The sequence below is a fragment of the Ruegeria sp. AN11 genome (genome assembly GCF_056536005.1).
Window position 1 is genome coordinate 2,669,953 of record NZ_JBQFJD010000001.1, and the last position, 18,715, is coordinate 2,688,667.

At 58.2% G+C, this 18,715-nt stretch carries 13 protein-coding genes, 2 tRNA genes and 1 rRNA gene; 5 read left to right on the plus strand and 11 right to left on the minus strand.

Annotation, left to right across the window (positions count from 1 at the left end; all coding sequences use genetic code 11):
* Positions 1-86: 86 nt before the first annotated feature.
* The 5 genes from ACR3EQ_RS13180 to ACR3EQ_RS13200 all read right to left on the minus strand — a co-directional run bounded on the left by ACR3EQ_RS13180 (position 87) and on the right by ACR3EQ_RS13200 (position 6,128).
* A tRNA-Ala gene (locus ACR3EQ_RS13180) sits at positions 87-162 on the minus strand.
* Between the two features lie 76 nt (positions 163-238).
* A tRNA-Ile gene (locus ACR3EQ_RS13185) sits at positions 239-315 on the minus strand.
* 226 nt (positions 316-541) lie between these two features.
* Positions 542-2,003: ribosomal RNA gene (locus ACR3EQ_RS13190) — 16S ribosomal RNA — on the minus strand.
* A gap of 762 nt (positions 2,004-2,765) precedes the next feature.
* Positions 2,766-4,967: a catalase/peroxidase HPI gene (katG, locus tag ACR3EQ_RS13195; protein ID WP_480490879.1), complete on the minus strand. Its 2,202-nt coding sequence runs from the start codon at positions 4,965-4,967 to the stop codon at positions 2,766-2,768.
* Positions 4,968-5,285: 318 nt separating this feature from the next.
* Positions 5,286-6,128, minus strand: coding sequence for an SDR family oxidoreductase (locus ACR3EQ_RS13200; protein ID WP_480490881.1), 843 nt, complete (start codon positions 6,126-6,128; stop codon positions 5,286-5,288).
* A 90-nt stretch (positions 6,129-6,218) separates the two neighbouring features.
* On the opposite strand from ACR3EQ_RS13200, the gene ACR3EQ_RS13205 reads away from it, so the two are divergent.
* Entirely contained in the window at positions 6,219-6,851 is a 633-nt protein-coding gene (locus ACR3EQ_RS13205; RefSeq protein ID WP_480490882.1) for a class I SAM-dependent DNA methyltransferase, read from the plus strand.
* A 13-nt stretch (positions 6,852-6,864) separates the two neighbouring features.
* Here ACR3EQ_RS13205 and ACR3EQ_RS13210 read toward each other — a convergent pair whose 3' ends face one another.
* Genes ACR3EQ_RS13210 through ACR3EQ_RS13220 form a run of 3 tightly spaced genes read right to left on the minus strand, consistent with a single transcriptional unit; the run spans position 6,865 to position 10,833 of the window.
* Entirely contained in the window at positions 6,865-7,644 is a 780-nt protein-coding gene (locus tag ACR3EQ_RS13210; protein WP_170682602.1) for a carnitinyl-CoA dehydratase, read from the minus strand.
* Positions 7,641-9,656 carry an acetate--CoA ligase family protein gene (locus ACR3EQ_RS13215; protein ID WP_170617371.1) on the minus strand — a complete coding sequence of 672 codons (2,016 nt, stop codon included), beginning with the start codon at positions 9,654-9,656 and terminating at the stop codon, positions 7,641-7,643. The genes ACR3EQ_RS13210 and ACR3EQ_RS13215 overlap by 4 nt, the downstream gene beginning before the upstream one ends.
* A 16-nt stretch (positions 9,657-9,672) precedes the next feature.
* Positions 9,673-10,833: an acyl-CoA dehydrogenase family protein gene (locus ACR3EQ_RS13220; protein ID WP_170617369.1), complete on the minus strand. Its 1,161-nt coding sequence runs from the start codon at positions 10,831-10,833 to the stop codon at positions 9,673-9,675.
* 77 nt (positions 10,834-10,910) lie between these two features.
* Between ACR3EQ_RS13220 and ACR3EQ_RS13225 the strand changes: the two genes are divergently transcribed.
* Positions 10,911-11,858, plus strand: coding sequence for a GlxA family transcriptional regulator (locus tag ACR3EQ_RS13225; protein ID WP_170619856.1), 948 nt, complete (start codon positions 10,911-10,913; stop codon positions 11,856-11,858).
* A gap of 12 nt (positions 11,859-11,870) precedes the next feature.
* Here ACR3EQ_RS13225 and ACR3EQ_RS13230 read toward each other — a convergent pair whose 3' ends face one another.
* Entirely contained in the window at positions 11,871-12,863 is a 993-nt protein-coding gene (locus tag ACR3EQ_RS13230; RefSeq protein WP_480490884.1) for a sterol desaturase family protein, read from the minus strand.
* Positions 12,864-12,955: 92 nt separating this feature from the next.
* Positions 12,956-13,711, minus strand: a complete 756-nt coding sequence (locus ACR3EQ_RS13235) for a class II aldolase and adducin N-terminal domain-containing protein (RefSeq protein ID WP_480490886.1) — start codon at positions 13,709-13,711, stop codon at positions 12,956-12,958.
* A gap of 113 nt (positions 13,712-13,824) precedes the next feature.
* Between ACR3EQ_RS13235 and ACR3EQ_RS13240 the strand changes: the two genes are divergently transcribed.
* Positions 13,825-14,700, plus strand: coding sequence for a LysR family transcriptional regulator (locus tag ACR3EQ_RS13240; protein WP_480490888.1), 876 nt, complete (start codon positions 13,825-13,827; stop codon positions 14,698-14,700).
* 88 nt (positions 14,701-14,788) lie between these two features.
* Here ACR3EQ_RS13240 and ACR3EQ_RS13245 read toward each other — a convergent pair whose 3' ends face one another.
* On the minus strand, positions 14,789-15,223 hold the full coding sequence (locus ACR3EQ_RS13245; protein ID WP_480490890.1) for a VOC family protein: 435 nt from the start codon (positions 15,221-15,223) through the stop codon (positions 14,789-14,791).
* A 126-nt stretch (positions 15,224-15,349) separates the two neighbouring features.
* Between ACR3EQ_RS13245 and ade the strand changes: the two genes are divergently transcribed.
* Together ade and ACR3EQ_RS13255 are read left to right on the plus strand one after the other, a co-directional pair.
* On the plus strand, positions 15,350-17,152 hold the full coding sequence (ade, locus tag ACR3EQ_RS13250) for an adenine deaminase (protein WP_480490892.1): 1,803 nt from the start codon (positions 15,350-15,352) through the stop codon (positions 17,150-17,152).
* On the plus strand, positions 17,149-18,612 hold the full coding sequence (locus ACR3EQ_RS13255) for an AMP nucleosidase (RefSeq protein ID WP_170617357.1): 1,464 nt from the start codon (positions 17,149-17,151) through the stop codon (positions 18,610-18,612). Before ade ends, ACR3EQ_RS13255 begins: the two co-directional genes overlap by 4 nt.
* The last annotated feature ends 103 nt before the right edge of the window (positions 18,613-18,715 follow it).

The window sequence follows — 18,715 nt, forward strand, 5'->3', positions numbered from 1 at the left end:
CTATACGATGTCAAAGCTTCCGAAGAAGCGACGTCCGATTGGACGGCAAAGAACCAAAATGGTGCTTAACGGTCAAATCGGGTGAATGGTGGAGCCTAGGAGGATCGAACTCCTGACCTCCTGAATGCAAATCAGGCGCTCTCCCAGCTGAGCTAAGGCCCCAAAAGGTCGCTCTCATTGCTTTTGTGACCAAAAGCAACTGCCGCGACAACGACTTTTTTGCTTCGCAAAAATGTCCTGGTGGGTCGAGGAGGACTTGAACCTCCGACCTCACGCTTATCAGGCGTGCGCTCTAACCACCTGAGCTACCGACCCAGCTGATTTTGCTCTGCAAAATCGGCGTCGCCCGACAGGCGCTTTCCAAAGAAAAGCTGCCGAGAGGGCCTGCTCAGGGCAAAACCACATGCGAACCGGTGGCTCGCGTATTCCTGAAGAGATATGAGGACGGCTCGGTCCATGAGTTTGATCAACTTTGTTTGTTGATCTTCTGCTAAGTGTTCCACGATCAAGAGCGAACTCAAGATGCTAGAAACATCCTTAGAAAGGAGGTGATCCAGCCGCAGGTTCCCCTACGGCTACCTTGTTACGACTTCACCCCAGTCGCTGATCCTACCGTGGTCCGCTGCCCCCAAAAGGTTAGCGCACGGCCGTCGGGTAGAACCAACTCCCATGGTGTGACGGGCGGTGTGTACAAGGCCCGGGAACGTATTCACCGCGTCATGCTGTTACGCGATTACTAGCGATTCCGACTTCATGGGGTCGAGTTGCAGACCCCAATCCGAACTGAGATAGCTTTTTGGGATTAACCCATTGTCACTACCATTGTAGCACGTGTGTAGCCCAACCCGTAAGGGCCATGAGGACTTGACGTCATCCACACCTTCCTCCCGCTTATCACGGGCAGTTTCCATAGAGTGCCCAGCCGAACTGCTGGCAACTAGGGATGTGGGTTGCGCTCGTTGCCGGACTTAACCGAACATCTCACGACACGAGCTGACGACAGCCATGCAGCACCTGTCACTAGGTCACCGAAGTGAAAGATCCATCTCTGGACCGGTCCTAGGATGTCAAGGGTTGGTAAGGTTCTGCGCGTTGCTTCGAATTAAACCACATGCTCCACCGCTTGTGCGGGCCCCCCGTCAATTCCTTTGAGTTTTAATCTTGCGACCGTACTCCCCCAGGCGGAATGCTTAATCCGTTAGGTGTGTCACCGAATAGCATGCTATCCGACGACTGGCATTCATCGTTTACGGTGTGGACTACCAGGGTATCTAATCCTGTTTGCTCCCCACACTTTCGCACCTCAGCGTCAGTATCGAGCCAGTGAGCCGCCTTCGCCACTGGTGTTCCTCCGAATATCTACGAATTTCACCTCTACACTCGGAATTCCACTCACCTCTCTCGAACTCTAGACCGATAGTTTTGGAGGCAGTTCCGGGGTTGAGCCCCGGGATTTCACCCCCAACTTTCCGATCCGCCTACGTGCGCTTTACGCCCAGTAATTCCGAACAACGCTAACCCCCTCCGTATTACCGCGGCTGCTGGCACGGAGTTAGCCGGGGTTTCTTTACCTGCTACCGTCATTATCTTCACAGGCGAAAGAGCTTTACGACCCTAAGGCCTTCATCACTCACGCGGCATGGCTGGATCAGGGTTGCCCCCATTGTCCAAGATTCCCCTGCTGCCTCCCGTAGGAGTCTGGGCCGTGTCTCAGTCCCAGTGTTGCTGATCATCCTCTAAAACCAGCTATAGATCGTAGGCTTGGTAGGCCATTACCCCACCAACTACCTAATCTAACGCGGGCTAATCCTTTGGCGATAAATCTTTCCCCCGAAGGGCTCATACGGTATTACTCTCCGTTTCCAGAGGCTATTCCGTACCAAAGGGTATATTCCCACGCGTTACTAACCCGTCCGCCGCTCACCCCGAAAGGCGCGCTCGACTTGCATGTGTTAGGCCTGCCGCCAGCGTTCGTTCTGAGCCAGGATCAAACTCTCAAGTTGAAAACCGATTACTCGGTTATCCTTGACGTTCGAACCTCTGCACATCTTTGATTGTGCTACCGCCTATCCGGCTACTTGAGCACGTGTAAGCGATCACCCCAACCGGCTAGTCAGGGTACAATCAAAGTCATCTGTTTGTCTGTGCTTCAGGTCTCCTAAGAAACCGAAAGCCGTACAAACAGTGAAGCTGACACTCTATCATCGGCGCTACCGCTTACGCTACTTGAGCGCAGGCATCGAACCTAAGAGCGCGATATACAGACATTCAATCCGTCGAAACGAACCAAACCGCCCACATATCTCTTCAGTTATCCATCAATGTCAAAGAACAAAACACCAAGAGCCAAAAACCAGACCGTTGCGCCAAAACCTCAGCGCGCCCGCCTAAATCCTTACCCCAGATGCCCCCGGTCTCTCCCGAGCGTCTCAACCGTCTTTCCAGTCCGTCAGGCCGTCTCCCCGACCCGTCAGCACCGCCTCAGCAGCGCCGGTGAAGGGGTATTTACGGATTAGGTCTGGGACCTGCAACCCCCATTTTCAAAAAACTTCACATTTCCCTGCAGAAACTGACGCGGGTTAATGAAAACAACAGGTTATCTAAATAATTCGCGCGTTTGAGCGGCTTGTGCGCTGCAGAAACCGGGAAAGAAGTCGACCTTTCGGCGGAATCGTACCCAGTGTTTGGTATGCACCTAGGTCCTAACCAAAGAAAACGCCACCCGAGTCTCCTCAGGCGGCGCAATCACAGTAATGGTCGCTGGTTTACTGCAGATCGAAACGATCCGCGTTCATCACCTTGTTCCAGGCCGAGACAAAGTCACAGACGAATTTGCCCTCGGCGTCGGCCTGACCATAGACCTCGGCCAGTGCCCGCAGCTGCGAGTTCGAACCAAAGACCAGATCAACTCGGGTGCCGGTCCATTTGACCTCTCCGCTGGACCGGTCGCGCCCTTCGTAGACGCCCTTGCCTGCGGGCTTCCATTCGGTGCTCATGTCCAGAATGTTGGTGAAGAAGTCGTTGGTCAGTGCTCCGACACGATCAGTGAAGACGCCATGCTTGCTATCGCCGAAGTTGGCGCCCAGAACGCGCAGGCCACCGACAAGTGCTGTCATCTCGGGTGCCGACAGGTTCAACAACTGCGCCCGGTCAACCAGCAACTCCTCGGGTGAGACGGTGTAGTCGGCCTTCTGGTAGTTGCGGAAACCGTCAGCGATGGGTTCCATCACCGAGAAGCTCTCGACATCGGTCTGTTCCTGCGTCGCATCGGTGCGGCCCGGGGTGAAAGGCACTTCGACGTCTTGACCACCGGCTTTGGCCGCCTGCTCGATTCCAACCGCACCCGCAAGAACGATCACATCCGCCAGCGATACTTTCTTGCCACCCGACTGTGCGCCGTTAAAAGCCTTCTGAACTCCCGACAGAGCATCCAGCGCCTTGGACAGTTTCAAAGGCTCGTTGACGTCCCAGTCTTTCTGCGGCGCAAGCCGGATACGTGCACCATTGGCACCTCCGCGTTTGTCAGATCCGCGGAAGGTCGAAGCAGAGGCCCAGGCGGTCGAAACCAGCTGAGACACCGACAATCCTGCCGCTGCAATCTTGGCCTTAAGGTCTGCCACATCCGCATCATCGACCAGATCGTGATCCACGGCCGGAACGTTGTCCTGCCAGATCAACTCTTCGGTCGGGGCTTCCGGACCAATATAGGCCGAACGCGGACCCATGTCGCGGTGGGTCAGTTTGAACCAGGCCCGTGCGAAGGCATCTGCGAACTCTTCCGGGTTCTCATGGAAACGCTTCGAGATCGGGCCGTAGATCGGGTCCATGCGCATCGCCATGTCGGCGGTTGTCATCATGGTCTTCACCTTCTTGGACGGATCATGCGCCGCCGGGGCCATGTCTTCCTCTTTCACGCCGACCGGCTCCCAGATATACGCGCCCGAGGGGCTTTTGGTCAGGTTCCAGTCATAGCCGAACAGCAGGTCAAAATAGCCGTTGTCCCATTTGATCGGGTTCGCGGTCCATGCGCCTTCGATCCCCGAGGTCGTGGTGTCATCCCCCTTGCCAGAACCAAAATTGTTGATCCAGCCAAAGCCCATTTCCTCGATCGGGGCGGCTTCTGGTTCCGGGCCTACCAGATCGGGGTCGCCCGCACCGTGCGCTTTGCCGAAAGTATGACCACCCGCAACCAGCGCAACGGTTTCCTCGTCGTTCATCGCCATCCGGCCAAAGGTATCGCGAATATCGCGGCCCGAGGCCAGAACGTTGGGTTCACCATCCGGGCCTTCCGGGTTCACGTAGATCAGGCCCATCTGCACGGCGGCCAGCGGGTTTTCCAGATCGCGCTCGCCCGAATAGCGGCTATGCGGGTTGTCTGTCGGAGCCAGCCAGTCCGTCTCGGCGCCCCAATAGATGTCTTCCTCGGGCGCCCATATATCTTCGCGGCCTCCGGCGAAACCAAAGGTCTTGCCGCCCATTGACTCGATGGCGCAGTTACCGGCCAGAATCATCAGATCGGCCCATGAGATCTGGTTGCCGTATTTCTGTTTGATCGGCCACAGAAGACGGCGGGCCTTGTCGAGGTTGCCGTTGTCCGGCCAGCTGTTCAACGGTGCGAACCGCTGGTTTCCCGTCGAGGCCCCGCCGCGGCCATCCGCCGTCCGGTACGTCCCGGCGCTGTGCCAGGCCATCCGGATAAACAGGCCACCGTAGTGACCATAGTCGGCCGGCCACCAGTCCTGCGAATCCGTCATCAGCGCATAAAGGTCTTCCTTCAGCGCTTTCATGTCCAGCTTCTTGAATTCTTCGGCATAATCAAAATCCGCACCCAGCGGATTTGATGCTGGGGTTTTCTGGTGCAGAATCGACAGGTTCAACTGGTTCGGCCACCAGTCCCGGTTCGACCGGGTACCCGCACCATGCATGACAGGGCATCCGCCTGTTTTGGGGTTATCACTTCCGTCCATATCGATCTCCAATCCTGGCTAAGTCCGGCAGGTTCGCGTGTGCAAATCTCAGATAAGTATTGTGGTTCGAACAGCACTCATCGTGCCGAGTCGTCCGCATCACTCACCGGCAGAATTAGCAAATTCAAACCATGCAAAAAAGTTTTGTTTTCCGATCAATTTCATAGCTTTTTTCTATTACTTGGAATTCACCTCAGACAGCGAAACCTGATCGGGCCGGACCAACACCCGACATGCACACCACACTCATCCCCGCAGGTCGCCTGACCCGGGGATTCAACAGTAAAAGATCCAGTCAGAAATGGCGTTTCTTAACCGCTACCGCTTCATCAGGGATTCCAGCCCGACACGATAGTCGGGATAAAGAAGCCGCACGTCCAGCTCTTCCTTGATACGGTCGTTTCTGACGCGCTTGTTCTCATTGTAGAAACTGCGCGCCATCGGAGTCATGTCAGCGTCCTCAAATGCCACGGCTGGCGGCAGCGGAAGCCCTTGAAGCTCGGCCGCGTAACCGATGACCTCCTGAGGCGGAACAGGCTCGTCATCACAAACATTGTACACAGAACCGGGATTGGGCCGTGCCATGGACGCCCGCAGTACCTGCGCAACATCGGCAACGTGAATGCGCGAGAAAACCTGCCCCGGCTTGATGATCCGCCGCAGCCCGCCGCGTTTGAGTTTGGAAAATGGTCCCCGCCCGGGACCATAGATGCCCGCCAGTCGGAAGATATGCGTCGGCAGGCCCGGAATTCCCGCCCATTCCTGTTCCGCGTGCAAGCGCCACTGGCCCCGGTCAGCCGTTGGTGCAGGCGGCGTCGATTCGTCGACCCAGTCGCCCTGATGATCGCCGTAAACCGCGGTTGTCGACAGATATCCCACCCAGGAAAACTGATTGGCCCGCGCCTCGATCTCGGCCCGCAGGGCGGCCAGAACCGGATCGCCCTTTGCCGTCGGCGCGATCGAGATCAACAAATGCGTCACCCCATCCAGTGAAGGTGCCTGACCCGGCCAGATCAGAGGGTCGGCACCTGAGGCCCGGATTGCATCGGCCCCGTCCGCATCCCGGGTTGTCCCGACAATCTGCCATCCATCATGCATCAGCAGCCGCGACAGTGCCTGCGCCGAATACCCGTGTCCAAACGAAAAAAGAGATCCAGTCATGGCCCCTTAGATGATCCGCTAAAGCGCCAGATGCAAGCACCTGCCCGAGGATACTTGATTCGAATCCCCTGATGCGCCTTTGATTGTGTCATGAGCGACAAGAACCCCGATCTGAAAGCCGCCTATGCGCTGAAAACGCCAGAGGACAACAAACGCCTCTATGCCGAATGGGCCGGAGATTACGACGAAGGCTTTGCGGCCCTCGAAGACTATCAGCTTCATGTTCACACCGCCCGCGCCTTTGTCGGTGCAGGCGGCCAAGGGCCGGTTCTGGATGTGGGTGCTGGCACCGGACTATGCGGCGCGGTGCTGGCAGGGCTCGGAGTCGGACCCATAGATGCCACCGACATCAGTAGTGAAATGCTGAGTCAGGCAATGCGAAAGGACATATACCGGGATGCGATCGAGGCCGATCTGAACCACGGAATCCCGGTTCCTCAAGACAGTTATGCCGGCATCGTTTCGTCAGGCACATTCACGCATGGCCATCTGGGGCCGGATGTTCTGCCCGCTTTGTTGCGCATTGCGCGTGCCGGGGCGCAGTTCGCGCTGTCCATCAACGCCAGACACTTTGAAAAGCTCGGCTTTGCCGAGGCGCTAAGGGAGTTGGAACAGGATCAGATCCGCAATCGGACCCTGACCGAAGTTCGCATCTACGGAGATCTTGCAGCAGGAGACAACAAGGATGACACCGCGTTGATCGCGCTGTTCGAACGCATTTGAATAGCCGCGCCGTTCAGCGCCCCTTCCAGACCGGGTCGCGTTTTTCGGCGAAAGCCCGCGCGCCTTCCAGATTATCATCAGAGCCGTACAAGGTATCGATCGTCGACAATTGGCGCCGCGTGATCCGGTTCATGATGTCCTGAAACTTCGAATCCTCGGCCTCACGCACAACTTCCTTGATTGCCGCATAGACCAGAGGCGGGCCGCTTGCCAGAAGCCGCGCAAGCTCCCATGCGCGGTCCATCAGTTGATCGGCGGGAACGATTTCATTGACCAGACCCCAGCGGTGCGCCTCGTCCGCATCAAACCAACGTCCCGTCAGCAACAGTTCCATGGCAACATGATAGGGAATACGTTTGGGCAGTTTGACGCTGGCGGCATCGGCAATCGTGCCCGAACGAATTTCGGGCAGGGCAAAGCTGGCATGATCGGCGGCAATAATGATGTCAGCGCTCAGCGCCAGTTCCAGACCACCCCCACAGGCGATTCCGTTCACGGCAGCGATCACAGGCTTGTTCATGTCGCGCAGTTCCTGAAGCCCGCCAAAACCACCAACACCATAATCGCCGTCAACCGCGTCGCCGTCAGCCGCGGCTTTCAGATCCCAGCCGGGGCAAAAAAACTTGTCCCCTCCGCCGGTCAGAATGGCCACACGCAGATCGGGGTCATCGCGGAAATCGCGAAATACGTCCCCCATGACACGGCTTGTCGCCAGATCGATGGCATTGGCCTTGGGTCGGTCCAGTGTAACTTGCAGAATTGCACCATCGCGTTTGGTTTTGACCGGATTCATGAGCTTGCCTTTCGGATCAGGGCATCCACCGCAACCGCACCTTCCTTGGTGCAGATGAGAGGATTGATTTCAACTTCGCTGACAGTTGCCGCATTGGCAATGACATACGCCTGTACGGCTTCGACCGCGTCCAGAATTGCATCGATATCCGCTGCCGGTTTGCCCCGGTATCCTGCCAGCAGCGGCGCACAGGCCAACCGGCCCAGCGCGTTCTGCACGGCCTGCCGGGACGAAGGCACGAGCATTGAGACGGTATCACGCAGAATTTCAGTCAGTACCCCGCCCGCCCCCAAAGTCAGGACAAATCCATGCGCCGGATCACGCGTGACGCCTATCAGCAACTCGGCAACACCGCCATCCGCCATTTCCTCGATCAGTATGTCGTCGGTGCCGATCTTCTCTGCCACGGCGGTCAGAGCATCGGAACTTACGCCCAGTTGAACCGCGCCATGTTCGGACTTGTGTGCCAGGCCAATGCCTTTGACCGCAAAGGGGCCACACAAATCGACTGCGGCCTCGGCCACGCTGCTTTTGCAAGCTACAACACGCCGCGGCACCTTCACGCCGTGACCTGCCAAAGCCTCTTTTGCTTGCGCTTCGGTCAGAACCTGATCCGGGTCAGAGTTTGAGGGCAACAAAACCGGTTCGGCCGGTTCAGGTACGACGCGCGCCGCCGCCTCGATTGCGGCCAGCGCCTCGTGCAGGCCGGCAAAAGGGACAACACCACCGTCGACCAGTTGTCGCGCCACGTCCTGCGGCATCAGTTCGGGCAGGGTCGCTGTTACCGCAAAGGGGCGACCCGTGTGCGCGACGCAGTTCAGCGCCGCCTGCGTGGCGCAGGCCCAGTCGGTCGCATCGGTATGGGGATAGTCGACAATCGACATCGTCAGCGCCTTGTCCGGCCCGGTCAATCCGGTCCAGGCGCGGGTCATCGCGTCGGTGTCGCGCCAGATATAGGTGTGATAGTCCAGCGGGTTTGCCAAAGCCACCATCGGCCCCAACGCGGCGCGCAAATCGGTCTTTTGCCGGTCTGTCAGCGGCGGGAAATGCAGATCGCGCCCCTCGGCCATATCCGCGCCCAGGCTCGCCTCGCCACCAGAGCAGCTGATCATGCCCAGACCGTTGCCATCCAGACTTCCGGTGACATGCAGCAGTTTCAGGCATTCCAGAAAGCTCGGAATGTCACCCAGCCGGGCAATCCCAAGGCGGTCCAGAAAAGCCTGTGCTCCGGCGTCGCCTCCTGCCAGGGACGCGGTATGCGAGATCGTCGCCGCCTGTGCATGCGCGGAACGCCCCATCTTTAGAGCGACGATCGGCACCCCGCGCACGTGCGCCTTGGTGGCCAGCGCCTCCCATTTGCGCAGATCGCCAAAGCCTTCGATATGCACGCCGATGGCGGTGATCCGGTCATCGTCCAAAAGGGCCGACGCGATATCGGCCTGATGCGTCTGAGCCTGATTCCCGCAGGTCAGGATAAAGGCCAACGGAAGGGCACGGCGCTGCATCGTCATGTTGATGGCCATATTCGAGCTTTGCGTCAGGATCGCCACACCACGATCAACAGGCTGCATTCCATGCTGATCCGGCCAGACCGCAGTTCGGTTCAGGCCATTCACAAAGCCATAGCAATTGGGCCCGAGTATCGGCATATCTCCGGCGGCAGAGACCAGTTGCGATTGCAGATCGGCAGCCTGATCGTCTTCGGCCCGCGCTTCGGTGAAGCCCGAGGCGAAGCAGACCGCTCCGCCCGCGCCGCTTGCAGAAAGGGCTGCAACCGCGGATACGGTTGCATGACGGTTGATCCCCACGAAAGCCAGATCGGGGGGGCGGGGCAGATCCTCAATCGACGCATAAGCCTGTAAACCCGCGACTTGCGCAGCCTTGGGATGAACCGGCCAGATTTCTCCCTCAAATCCGAACTTGCGGGCCTGCGAAATCACTTCGGCGCACCACGCACCGCCACCGATGACCGCCAGTGTCGAAGGGTTCAGAACGCGCGCCAAAGCACCCATCACACGAGCTCCGGCGTCATGCGCCCAGCGCCCGCAACAGATCGCGGCTGATGATGTGGCGCTGAATTTCGCTGGTGCCGTCCCAGATGCGTTCAACGCGGGCATCGCGCCAGAACCGTTCAAGCGGGTAGTCGTCCATCAGCCCCATACCACCATGAACCTGAATCGCGGCGTCGGTCACCCGCGCCAGCATCTCCGACGCATAAAGCTTGGCCGAGGCGATCTCGCGGTTGCTTGGCAAACCCTGGTCCAGCCGGTCGGCGGCGGCCAGCGTCAACAAATCGGCTGCGTCAATCTCGGTGATCATGTCGGCGATCTGGAACGAAACGCCCTGAAACTTGCCGATCTTCTGCCCGAACTGTTCGCGCGTCGCGGCATAATCCAGCGCATAATCAAAGGCACGGCGGGCGCGCCCCACGGACATGGCCGCAACGGTGATACGGGTGGCATAGAGCCATGTGTTCATGACCTCGAACCCGCCATCGACCTCACCCAGAACCTGAGCATCGGGCAGTCGACAATCGTCAAAGTCCAGAACCATGTTCTTGTAACCGCGGTGACTGACCGACTTGTAGCCGTCCCGAATCGTGAAACCCGGAGTCCCACGATCCACCAAAAACGCCGTAATCCGCTTTTTAGGGCCTTTTGGCGTCTGATCTTCGCCTGTAGCGATGAAGACGATGATAAAGTCGGCATGCTCGGCGCCCGAGATGAAATGCTTGGTCCCGTTGACAACCCAGTCACCGCCGTCACGCACAGCTGCACATTTCATGCCACGCACATCCGAACCCGCGCCGGGTTCGGTCATTGCCAGCGCATCCATCCGCTCACCGCGCACGGCAGGCATCAGGTAGCGTTCGATCTGTTCCCCTTCACAGGCCATCAGAATATTCTGCGGCCGCCCGAAGAAATGGTTCAGCGCCATCGAACCCCGCCCCAGTTCGCGCTCGACCAGGGCAAATTCCAGATGGTTCAGCCCGGCGCAACCGACACTTTCGGGAAAGTTGCAGGCATAAAAGCCCAGTTCCAGAGTCTTGCGTTTGATGTCCTCGGCGATCTCGTGCGGAACTTCACCGGTCCGTTCGACCAGTTCTTCGTGCGGGTAGATCTCGTTCTCGACAAAGCTGCGAACGGTTGAGACGATCATCTCCTGTTCGTCGGACAGGCCATATTGCATCGGTTCACTCCACATTTGGACTTTGCGCTATCCTGACGTGGCTTGAAATCACGATCATACAGAATTAGACGATTATCATGCCGAAGTGGAAAAAATCTCCTCCTGCAACGCAGCGACTGGGCGTTCTGCTGTTCGACGGGTTTTCCAACCATTGCCTTGCCAATTCGGTCGAACCGCTGCGCGCGGCGAACACCCTGTCGGGGCGAACCCTTTATGACTGGACATTCCTGTCGCTGGATCCTGGGCCCGTTACATCCTCGTCCGGCCTGCAGGTCGCACCGCATGAAACGCTGCAAAAATCTCATGGCGACATGTTGTGGGTTATGCCGTCATACGGATTTCAGGCCCATGGCGGCTGGCGTACGCTGGCCGGACTAAGATCGGCTGCAGAAAGGTTCCAAACACTGGCAGGCCTGGACACCGGTAGCTGGCTGCTGGCGCGGGCCGGCTTGCTGGACGGACATCGCGCCACCATCCACTGGGAGGAACTGACAGGTTTTACCGAACGCTTCCCCGAAGTCACGGCCCTGCGTGAGCGATATGTCATCGACCGCAACCGCATTACCTGTTCAGGCGCCATGGCAGCTTTCGATTTGGTCCTGTTTCTGATCGGGCGGGATCACGGGCAGGCCCTGGCCCTGGAAGTGTCCCAATTGTTCATGACCCGCGACTCCGCACGCTCTCATACCGGCGGGGCCGGTGCAACCAGCGGCTATGTGAACAAGGCTTTGGGCCTGATGCAGGAAAACCTGGAATCACCTTTGTTAGTGTCTGATATAGCCCGGCGCGTGGGGCGTTCCCAAAAGGCGCTTTCAATCCGAATGAACTCTGAACTCGGCGCGGGGCCGGCACAGGTTTATCGGCGGCTGCGACTTAATCTGGCGCGCAAACTGGTTTCCGAAACCGATCTGAGCATCGCCGAGATCGCCTTGCGCACGGGCTACGATGATCCCAGCGCCCTGACGCGCGCGTTCAGGGCCGAGTTCGGTGAGACACCGCGCGCCCTGCGGACGCGCGGAACCTGAAACCGCCGCCAGTCAGCCGAACATCTTTTTCTTGCGCGCCCGGGTAACTTCGGTCGCCTCGGGCGAGCCGTCATGAAAAGTTCCGAACCAGCGGTCCCAAGGCATTTCCTGATTGCCGTAGTTGCATTCGTAATACCGATGGTGGAGCTGGTGGTAGAACGTGCCCAGAGCCAGCCGTTTTCTATCCTTCACCAGCAACTCCTCGTACCCGGTATGGGTCATCGCAGCGCCCGGGCCCTGAAACACGATGTGGAAATACAGGTGGATCGGATGGGACGGAACAATCCAGTGAATGCACAGGGTCGAGAGATAAAAGAAATGCTCGACCGGATGCATCGAGAAACCTGACCAAGGGCCGATATTGACGTTTCGGTGATGCAGGCTGTGGACCTTTTTATAGAGGAACGGCTGATGCAGCAGACGGTGCACCCAGTAAAAATGAAAGGCCGACCACATTGGCAGCAGGATCAGCCAAAGGATGAACCAGACCGGATTTTCAGCAAAGGTGATGGTTGGCGTATATCCGTTGGCCATCAACCACATGGTCACGGCCTGAAACCCGGTCAGCTGCAGAACGCCCGACCCCAGAGACCAGAACATGTTGTCCAGCACCTGATCGCTGAAATTCCACAGCTTGTTGTTCTTGCCCTGCTCGCGCCGTTCGAACTTCAGCTTTTTACCCTGCGCCTTGCGCGTATAGAAGTACCAGTGCAACCCTCCGGCGACGATGAAGATCATGGCAAAATTCACCAGCCAGATCTGAAAAATCCAGCCAAACGCAAAAGTCCTGACGGTTTCGAGCGATGGGTAGAAAAACGCCCACAGCGCAACGGCCAATCCCAGCATCAGAACCCGTTCGCTAAGGGTCAGCCAGTTCCGGGCGAGCCAGCCCGCCAAATACGCCGGATCAGGTGGCCAGCGAAACACCGAAGGATTCTGCAAGGGCAGATCAGGGTGGTAATTCCACTCGCGGCTCATGTCCTGCATCTGAGAATTGTCTGTCACGTCGAAGTATCCTGTGGTTGGGATCGGCAATATTCAGGGCTCCGGCGCCGTGCAGACACGTCCGGTTGCTCTGCCCGTCAGGAGGGTCTGGTTCAGGTGGCGTAGTCCGAGCCTTCGGCGTCCAGCACGGCCTTGATTTCGCGCATATGCGCTTCGGCCTGCCCGGGATAGTCATCAAGCTCTTGCGCCGTTTTCTCGGCGATCTCGTCCGGAAGAACCCGCAACTTCTGTCCCGTTTGCAGCGCGCGTATGTAGGTTTCCGCAGCTCTTTCGAAGTAATAGAGCCTGTTGAACGCGTCCGCAGGATCGCTGCCGATCACCAGAACACCATGATTGCCCATGATCATGACTTTCTTTTTCGGGTCCGCCAGCATCGAGGCACAGCGTTCGCCTTCACTCTCAAAGGCCAGACCGCCAAATTCCTCGTCAACAACGTAACGGTTGTAAAACGTGGCGGTGTTCTGGTCGATCGCAGGCATCGTACTGTCCGCCAGCGAGGCCAGTACGGTGGCGAAGATCGAATGCACATGCATCACGCAACGCGCATGTGGGCAATGTCGATGAATCGATCCGTGCAGGCCCCACGCGGTCGGGTCCGGTGCACCGGGCTGGTCCATCACGTTCGGGTCATTTGCGTCCAGAAACAACAGATCCGAGGCCCGTATACGGGAAAAGTGCATCTGATTGGGATTCATCAGAAACTGCGTGCCGTCTTCGTTCACCGCCAGGCTGAAGTGGTTCGCGACCGCTTCGTGCATCTTCAGCCGTTCGGTCCAGCGGAATGCGGCGGCCATGTCCACACGTTCGGGCCAGTGGTCAATATTGGGGCGCAGGCTGGTAACGGTCATGTCAGAAACTCCTGTATTTCGGGTCTGCGTGGAACCGTGCCTTTTGCAAACGGGTTTGACCAACGAAAAATTCGCGGTTAATCCATTAGCTCAGCTAATGCCAGAGTTATGCAATGCAAAAACTGCTTCCACCTTTGGGCTGGCTGCGCACTTTTGAAGCGGCGGCCCGCCATCTTTCCTTTACCGGGGCCGCACGCGACCTGAACATGACGCAAAGTGCTGTCAGTCAACAAATCAAGGCGCTGGAAGGTCACCTGGGGCAGCCCCTGTTTCTGCGTCGTCACAGGGCGCTGGAGCTGACCGAGGCCGGAATAACCTATTTGCCTGTCGTTCGTGACGCTTTTCGCACCCTTGTCCGGGGCACCCAGGCCGTTACGGGTGCACAGCAGAACGCGGTGCAGGTGCAATGCAATATCACCTTTGCGGTAAACTGGCTGGCCCCCCGTCTGCCGCGGTTCCGCGCTTTGCACCCTGATGTCCAACTGAATATCTTCACCGAACTTTGGGAACCCCGGGAAATGGCCGAGGGCGCGGCGGTCGAGATCCGTTATTCCTTGCGTCCGGCAGATACCGTGAGGACCGAGTTTCTATGTTCCGACGCCTATTATCCGGTATGTGCTCCGAATTATCCGGTCACTTTGGAGACCCTGCAACAGCAGCCCCTGTTCGACTGTTCGAACCTCATGTCAAACTGGGCAAGCTGGGCGGAAGATCAGAGCCTAAATTGGGAAAACCCGCCCATTACTTATGCCACCACCTATCTGTTTGGCCTGTCCGTCGCGATGGCTGGCGGCGGGTTGTGCCTGGCCCATGACGCCATTGCCAAACATCTGATTGAGAAAGGAAGCCTGAACGCCCCCTTCGCACATCGTGCCGCGATGCCCGAGGCGTACTACCTGTTGCTGTCACCTCAGGCCGAAGAGAATTCAGGGGCAGTTGCGTTTGCTGAATGGCTGCGAAAGGAAATTGCCGAACCCGTTCCGAGCTGATCCCGGCGAGTAGATCTCCCGCCCATCGTCTATGCCCGTTGGGCATCTCCTTTGGTTGGGCCAGGCAGCGCTGCGCACTGCTGGCAGCTCAGTCCTGATTTACGTCTTTCGGGCGGCTGGGAACCCAGGCATATCCGTTTTCACAGAGGATATAGGCCTCGCGCAATCCATGCGGTTTATCCGTTGGGGCCTGCAGAACGGTGCCCCCGGCCCCTTCTGCACGGGCGGATGCATCGTCCGGGTCTGTTTCGTACAAGCGAATTTCAACACCGGCCCCGCGCGGGGGATTCTCGGGCAGCAATCCAAGCAGGGGATTTGAGTGGTATGTCCCGTCAGAGTGCAACTGAAAGACGTGCGTTCCGTAGGTGACGATCGCAAAATCTGCGGTCACTTGGTGGCTGGTCATGTTAAAAACAGCCTCTAAGAAAACGCATTCCGCCGGTACATCGCGAACCAGCAAGTTCAGACCGATCCCACTGAGGCTGCGTCCAAAACTGTCTGCATCTATTGCGTCATAATCCATGGCACCATGCAAAACCCGAACCGCGGCGCATTGCAAGTGCTCAGCCCCATCCGGCAAATTGTGATGGTTTCATGATACCCGACCGCCGGGGGTTGCACCTGACCGCGCATTCGGGAAAGTTGAGCCATGGAATACACACCTTTCCCAAGCTGGCCCGATGTCGCCCCCCGTTTGATCTCAGTTGCCGCCGGGCGCGAAGCTGCGGACATGGTCATCCGCGATGGTATCTGGGTGAACGTACACAGCCGCGAACTGCTCGCCAATCATTCCGTCGCCATAGCCGACGGGCGCTTGGCTTATGTCGGGACAGACGCGTCACACTGCATCGGCCCCGAGACGCGAATCATCGAAGCAAACGGGCGATATATCGTTCCGGGCCTGTGCGACGCGCATATGCATATCGAATCGGGGATGCTGACCCCGGCCGAATTTGCCCGGGCCGTGATTCCGCACGGCACCACCTCGATGTTCACCGACCCGCATGAGATTGCCAATGTTCTGGGTTTGGACGGCGTGCGTATGATGCATGACGAGGCGATGATGCAGCCGGTGAACATCTTTACGCAGATGCCGTCCTGCGCACCGTCCGCACCAGGGCTGGAGACCACCGGCTATGAAATCACCCCCGATGATGTAGCCGAGGCGATGTCCTGGCCAGGCATTATCGGGTTGGGTGAAATGATGAACTTTCCCGGCGTGATCCATGGCGACCCCAAGATGCTGGCTGAAATCGCCGCCACGCAGCGGGCGGGCAAAACCGTCGGCGGGCACTACGCTTCGCCCGATTTAGGGTCTGATTTTGCGGCCTATGTCGCAGGCGGCCCGGCAGATGATCATGAGGGCACATGCGAAGCGGATGCCATTGCCCGCGTGCGCCAGGGGATGCGATCCATGATGCGGCTGGGTTCAGCCTGGTATGATGTCGAAAGTCAGATCACTGCCCTGACGCAGAAAGGTCTGGACCCCCGCAATTTCATTCTGTGCACGGATGATTGCCATTCGGGCACGCTGGTCAACGACGGGCATATGAACCGCGTTGTCCGTCACGCCATTGCCTGCGGATGCGATCCGCTGATCGCGCTGCAAATGGCAACAATCAACACCGCAACCCATTTCGGGCTTGAGCGGGAAATAGGGTCCGTAACCCCCGGACGGCGGGCCGACATTATTCTGAGTTCGGATCTGACCGAATTGCCTGTCGAGATGGTCATCGCGCGCGGGCAAGTCGTGGCCGAAGCCGGTAAAGCCACAGTGGAATGCCCGCACCTTAACTGGCCGGACAAGGCCCTTAACACCGTTCACCTGGGACACACTCTGACGGATGCCGATTTTGAGATCGCAGCCCCGGCAGGCGCAAACAGGGTACGTGCCAATGTGATCGGAGTGGTCGAAAACCAGGCTCCGACCAAAGCGCTGAAGGCCGAGTTGCCAATCATCGGCGGGCTGGTCGAAGGCGAAGATGATGTCTGTCAGATCGCGCTGATCGAAAGGCACAAGGCCACTGGCGGGGTAACTAATGCCTTTGTGTCCGGGTTTGGATACCAGGGCAACATGGCAATGGCGTCGACCGTGGCCCATGACAGCCACCACATGATCGTCGTCGGCACCAGCCGCGAGCAGATGGCGCTGGCCGCCAACCGCCTGGCCGAGGTGGGCGGTGGTATCACCATTTTCCGCGAGGGCGAGGAGCTGGCACTGGTTGAGTTGCCCATCGCCGGCCTGATGTCGGACCGGCCGGCCTCGGAAGTGGCCGACAAGGCGCAAAAAATGGTCGCGGCGATGGAAGCCTGCGGCTGTAAGCTGAACAACGCGTACATGCAGCATTCACTGTTGGCCCTGGTGGTGATCCCGGAACTGCGGATTTCCGACCTTGGGCTGGTGGATGTGCGGACGTTTGAGAAAATCGACCTTTTGGAACCACTTGCATGACAATCATAAAAACACCGGATGCACCTGATCCGCAAAGCTTCACCGACCCCGAGGCCGCAGTTGCGCGGCTGGAGGAGTTGTACAATCAGGCTACAAGGTTTCTGTGCGACAGCTTTGCCAAAACCATGGGACACGGCGCTCCGACTGAGCGATTCAGAGCCTATTACCCCGAAATTCGCATCAAAACCTCCTCCTATGCACATGTCGACAGCCGCCTGAGTTTTGGTCATGTTTCGGAACCGGGTGTTCACGCCACCACGGTGACCCGTCCCGATCTGTTCCGGTCTTACCTGACACAACAGATCGCGCTGCTGATCCGAAACCATGACCAGCCTGTGACTATCGGGCCTTCGGATACGCCGATCCCGGTACACTTCGCCGTGGCCAACAACCCGGAACTGGTGGTGCCGCAGCAGGGTGCTGCCGGATTCACGCTCAGGGATGTGTTTGACGTTCCTGATCTGACCACCACCAATGACGATATCGTCAACGGGGTGCATGATCACGAAGATCTGGCAGGACCGTTGTCGCTTTTCACCGCGCAACGCGTGGACTACTCGCTGGCGCGGCTGTCCCACTATACAGCGACCGACCCCAGCCACTTTCAGAACCACGTCCTGTTTACAAACTACCAGTTCTACGTGTCCGAGTTCGAGAACTACGCGCGTGAACAACTGGCCGATCCGGAAAGCGGTTACACAAGCTTTGTCTCGACCGGCAATGTCGAGATCACCACACCGGATGCCGCCCTGGAGCAACCGCTGAAGCTGCCCCAGATGCCGACCTACCACCTGAAGCGCGCAGACGGTTCCGGCATCACTCTGGTCAATATCGGTGTCGGCCCTTCCAACGCCAAGACCGCCACCGACCACATCGCGGTTCTGCGGCCCCATGCATGGCTTATGGTCGGTCACTGCGCCGGATTGCGGAATACGCAGGCGTTGGGGGATTTCGTGCTGGCACATGCCTACCTGCGTGAGGACAAGGTGCTGGATGACGACCTCCCGGTCTGGGTGCCGATCCCGCCGCTGGCGGAAGTGCAGGTCGCGCTGGAGCGGGCTGTCGCCGAGGTCACCGAACTGGAAGGGTACGAGCTAAAGCGCATCATGCGCACCGGCACCGTTGCATCTGTCGACAACCGAAACTGGGAACTGCGCGACCAGTCCGGACCGGTTCAGCGGCTCAGCCAGTCTCGGGCCATCGCGCTGGATATGGAAAGCGCCACCATTGCCGCCAATGGCTATAGGTTCCGGGTCCCCTACGGCACTTTGCTGTGCGTGTCAGACAAACCCCTGCACGGTGAATTAAAGCTTCCCGGCATGGCTTCGGACTTCTATACAACGCAGGTAAGCCGCCATCTGGCCATTGGCATTCGTGCGATGGAGCACCTGCGCGGCATGCCATTGGAGCGTCTGCACAGCCGGAAATTGCGTTCTTTTGACGAAACGGCCTTCCTCTGACGCAAAAAAGCAACGTTTTCCCCATATTTTTAGGGTTTTCCGCGCTACTATTCGTTGTGTTCCAACACAATATCCCGTTACAGTTACGCGGTGAGGCCCAAGA

Coding starts and splice junctions, on each gene's coding strand:
- katG (WP_480490879.1), bottom strand. CDS start 4,967: ATGGACGGAAGTGATAACCCCAAAACAGGCGGATGCCCTGTCATGCAT.
- ACR3EQ_RS13200 (WP_480490881.1), bottom strand. CDS start 6,128: ATGACTGGATCTCTTTTTTCGTTTGGACACGGGTATTCGGCGCAGGCA.
- ACR3EQ_RS13205 (WP_480490882.1), top strand. CDS start 6,219: ATGAGCGACAAGAACCCCGATCTGAAAGCCGCCTATGCGCTGAAAACG.
- ACR3EQ_RS13210 (WP_170682602.1), bottom strand. CDS start 7,644: ATGAATCCGGTCAAAACCAAACGCGATGGTGCAATTCTGCAAGTTACA.
- ACR3EQ_RS13215 (WP_170617371.1), bottom strand. CDS start 9,656: ATGGGTGCTTTGGCGCGCGTTCTGAACCCTTCGACACTGGCGGTCATC.
- ACR3EQ_RS13220 (WP_170617369.1), bottom strand. CDS start 10,833: ATGCAATATGGCCTGTCCGACGAACAGGAGATGATCGTCTCAACCGTT.
- ACR3EQ_RS13225 (WP_170619856.1), top strand. CDS start 10,911: ATGCCGAAGTGGAAAAAATCTCCTCCTGCAACGCAGCGACTGGGCGTT.
- ACR3EQ_RS13235 (WP_480490886.1), bottom strand. CDS start 13,711: ATGACCGTTACCAGCCTGCGCCCCAATATTGACCACTGGCCCGAACGT.
- ACR3EQ_RS13240 (WP_480490888.1), top strand. CDS start 13,825: ATGCAAAAACTGCTTCCACCTTTGGGCTGGCTGCGCACTTTTGAAGCG.
- ACR3EQ_RS13245 (WP_480490890.1), bottom strand. CDS start 15,223: ATGGATTATGACGCAATAGATGCAGACAGTTTTGGACGCAGCCTCAGT.
- ade (WP_480490892.1), top strand. CDS start 15,350: ATGGAATACACACCTTTCCCAAGCTGGCCCGATGTCGCCCCCCGTTTG.
- ACR3EQ_RS13255 (WP_170617357.1), top strand. CDS start 17,149: ATGACAATCATAAAAACACCGGATGCACCTGATCCGCAAAGCTTCACC.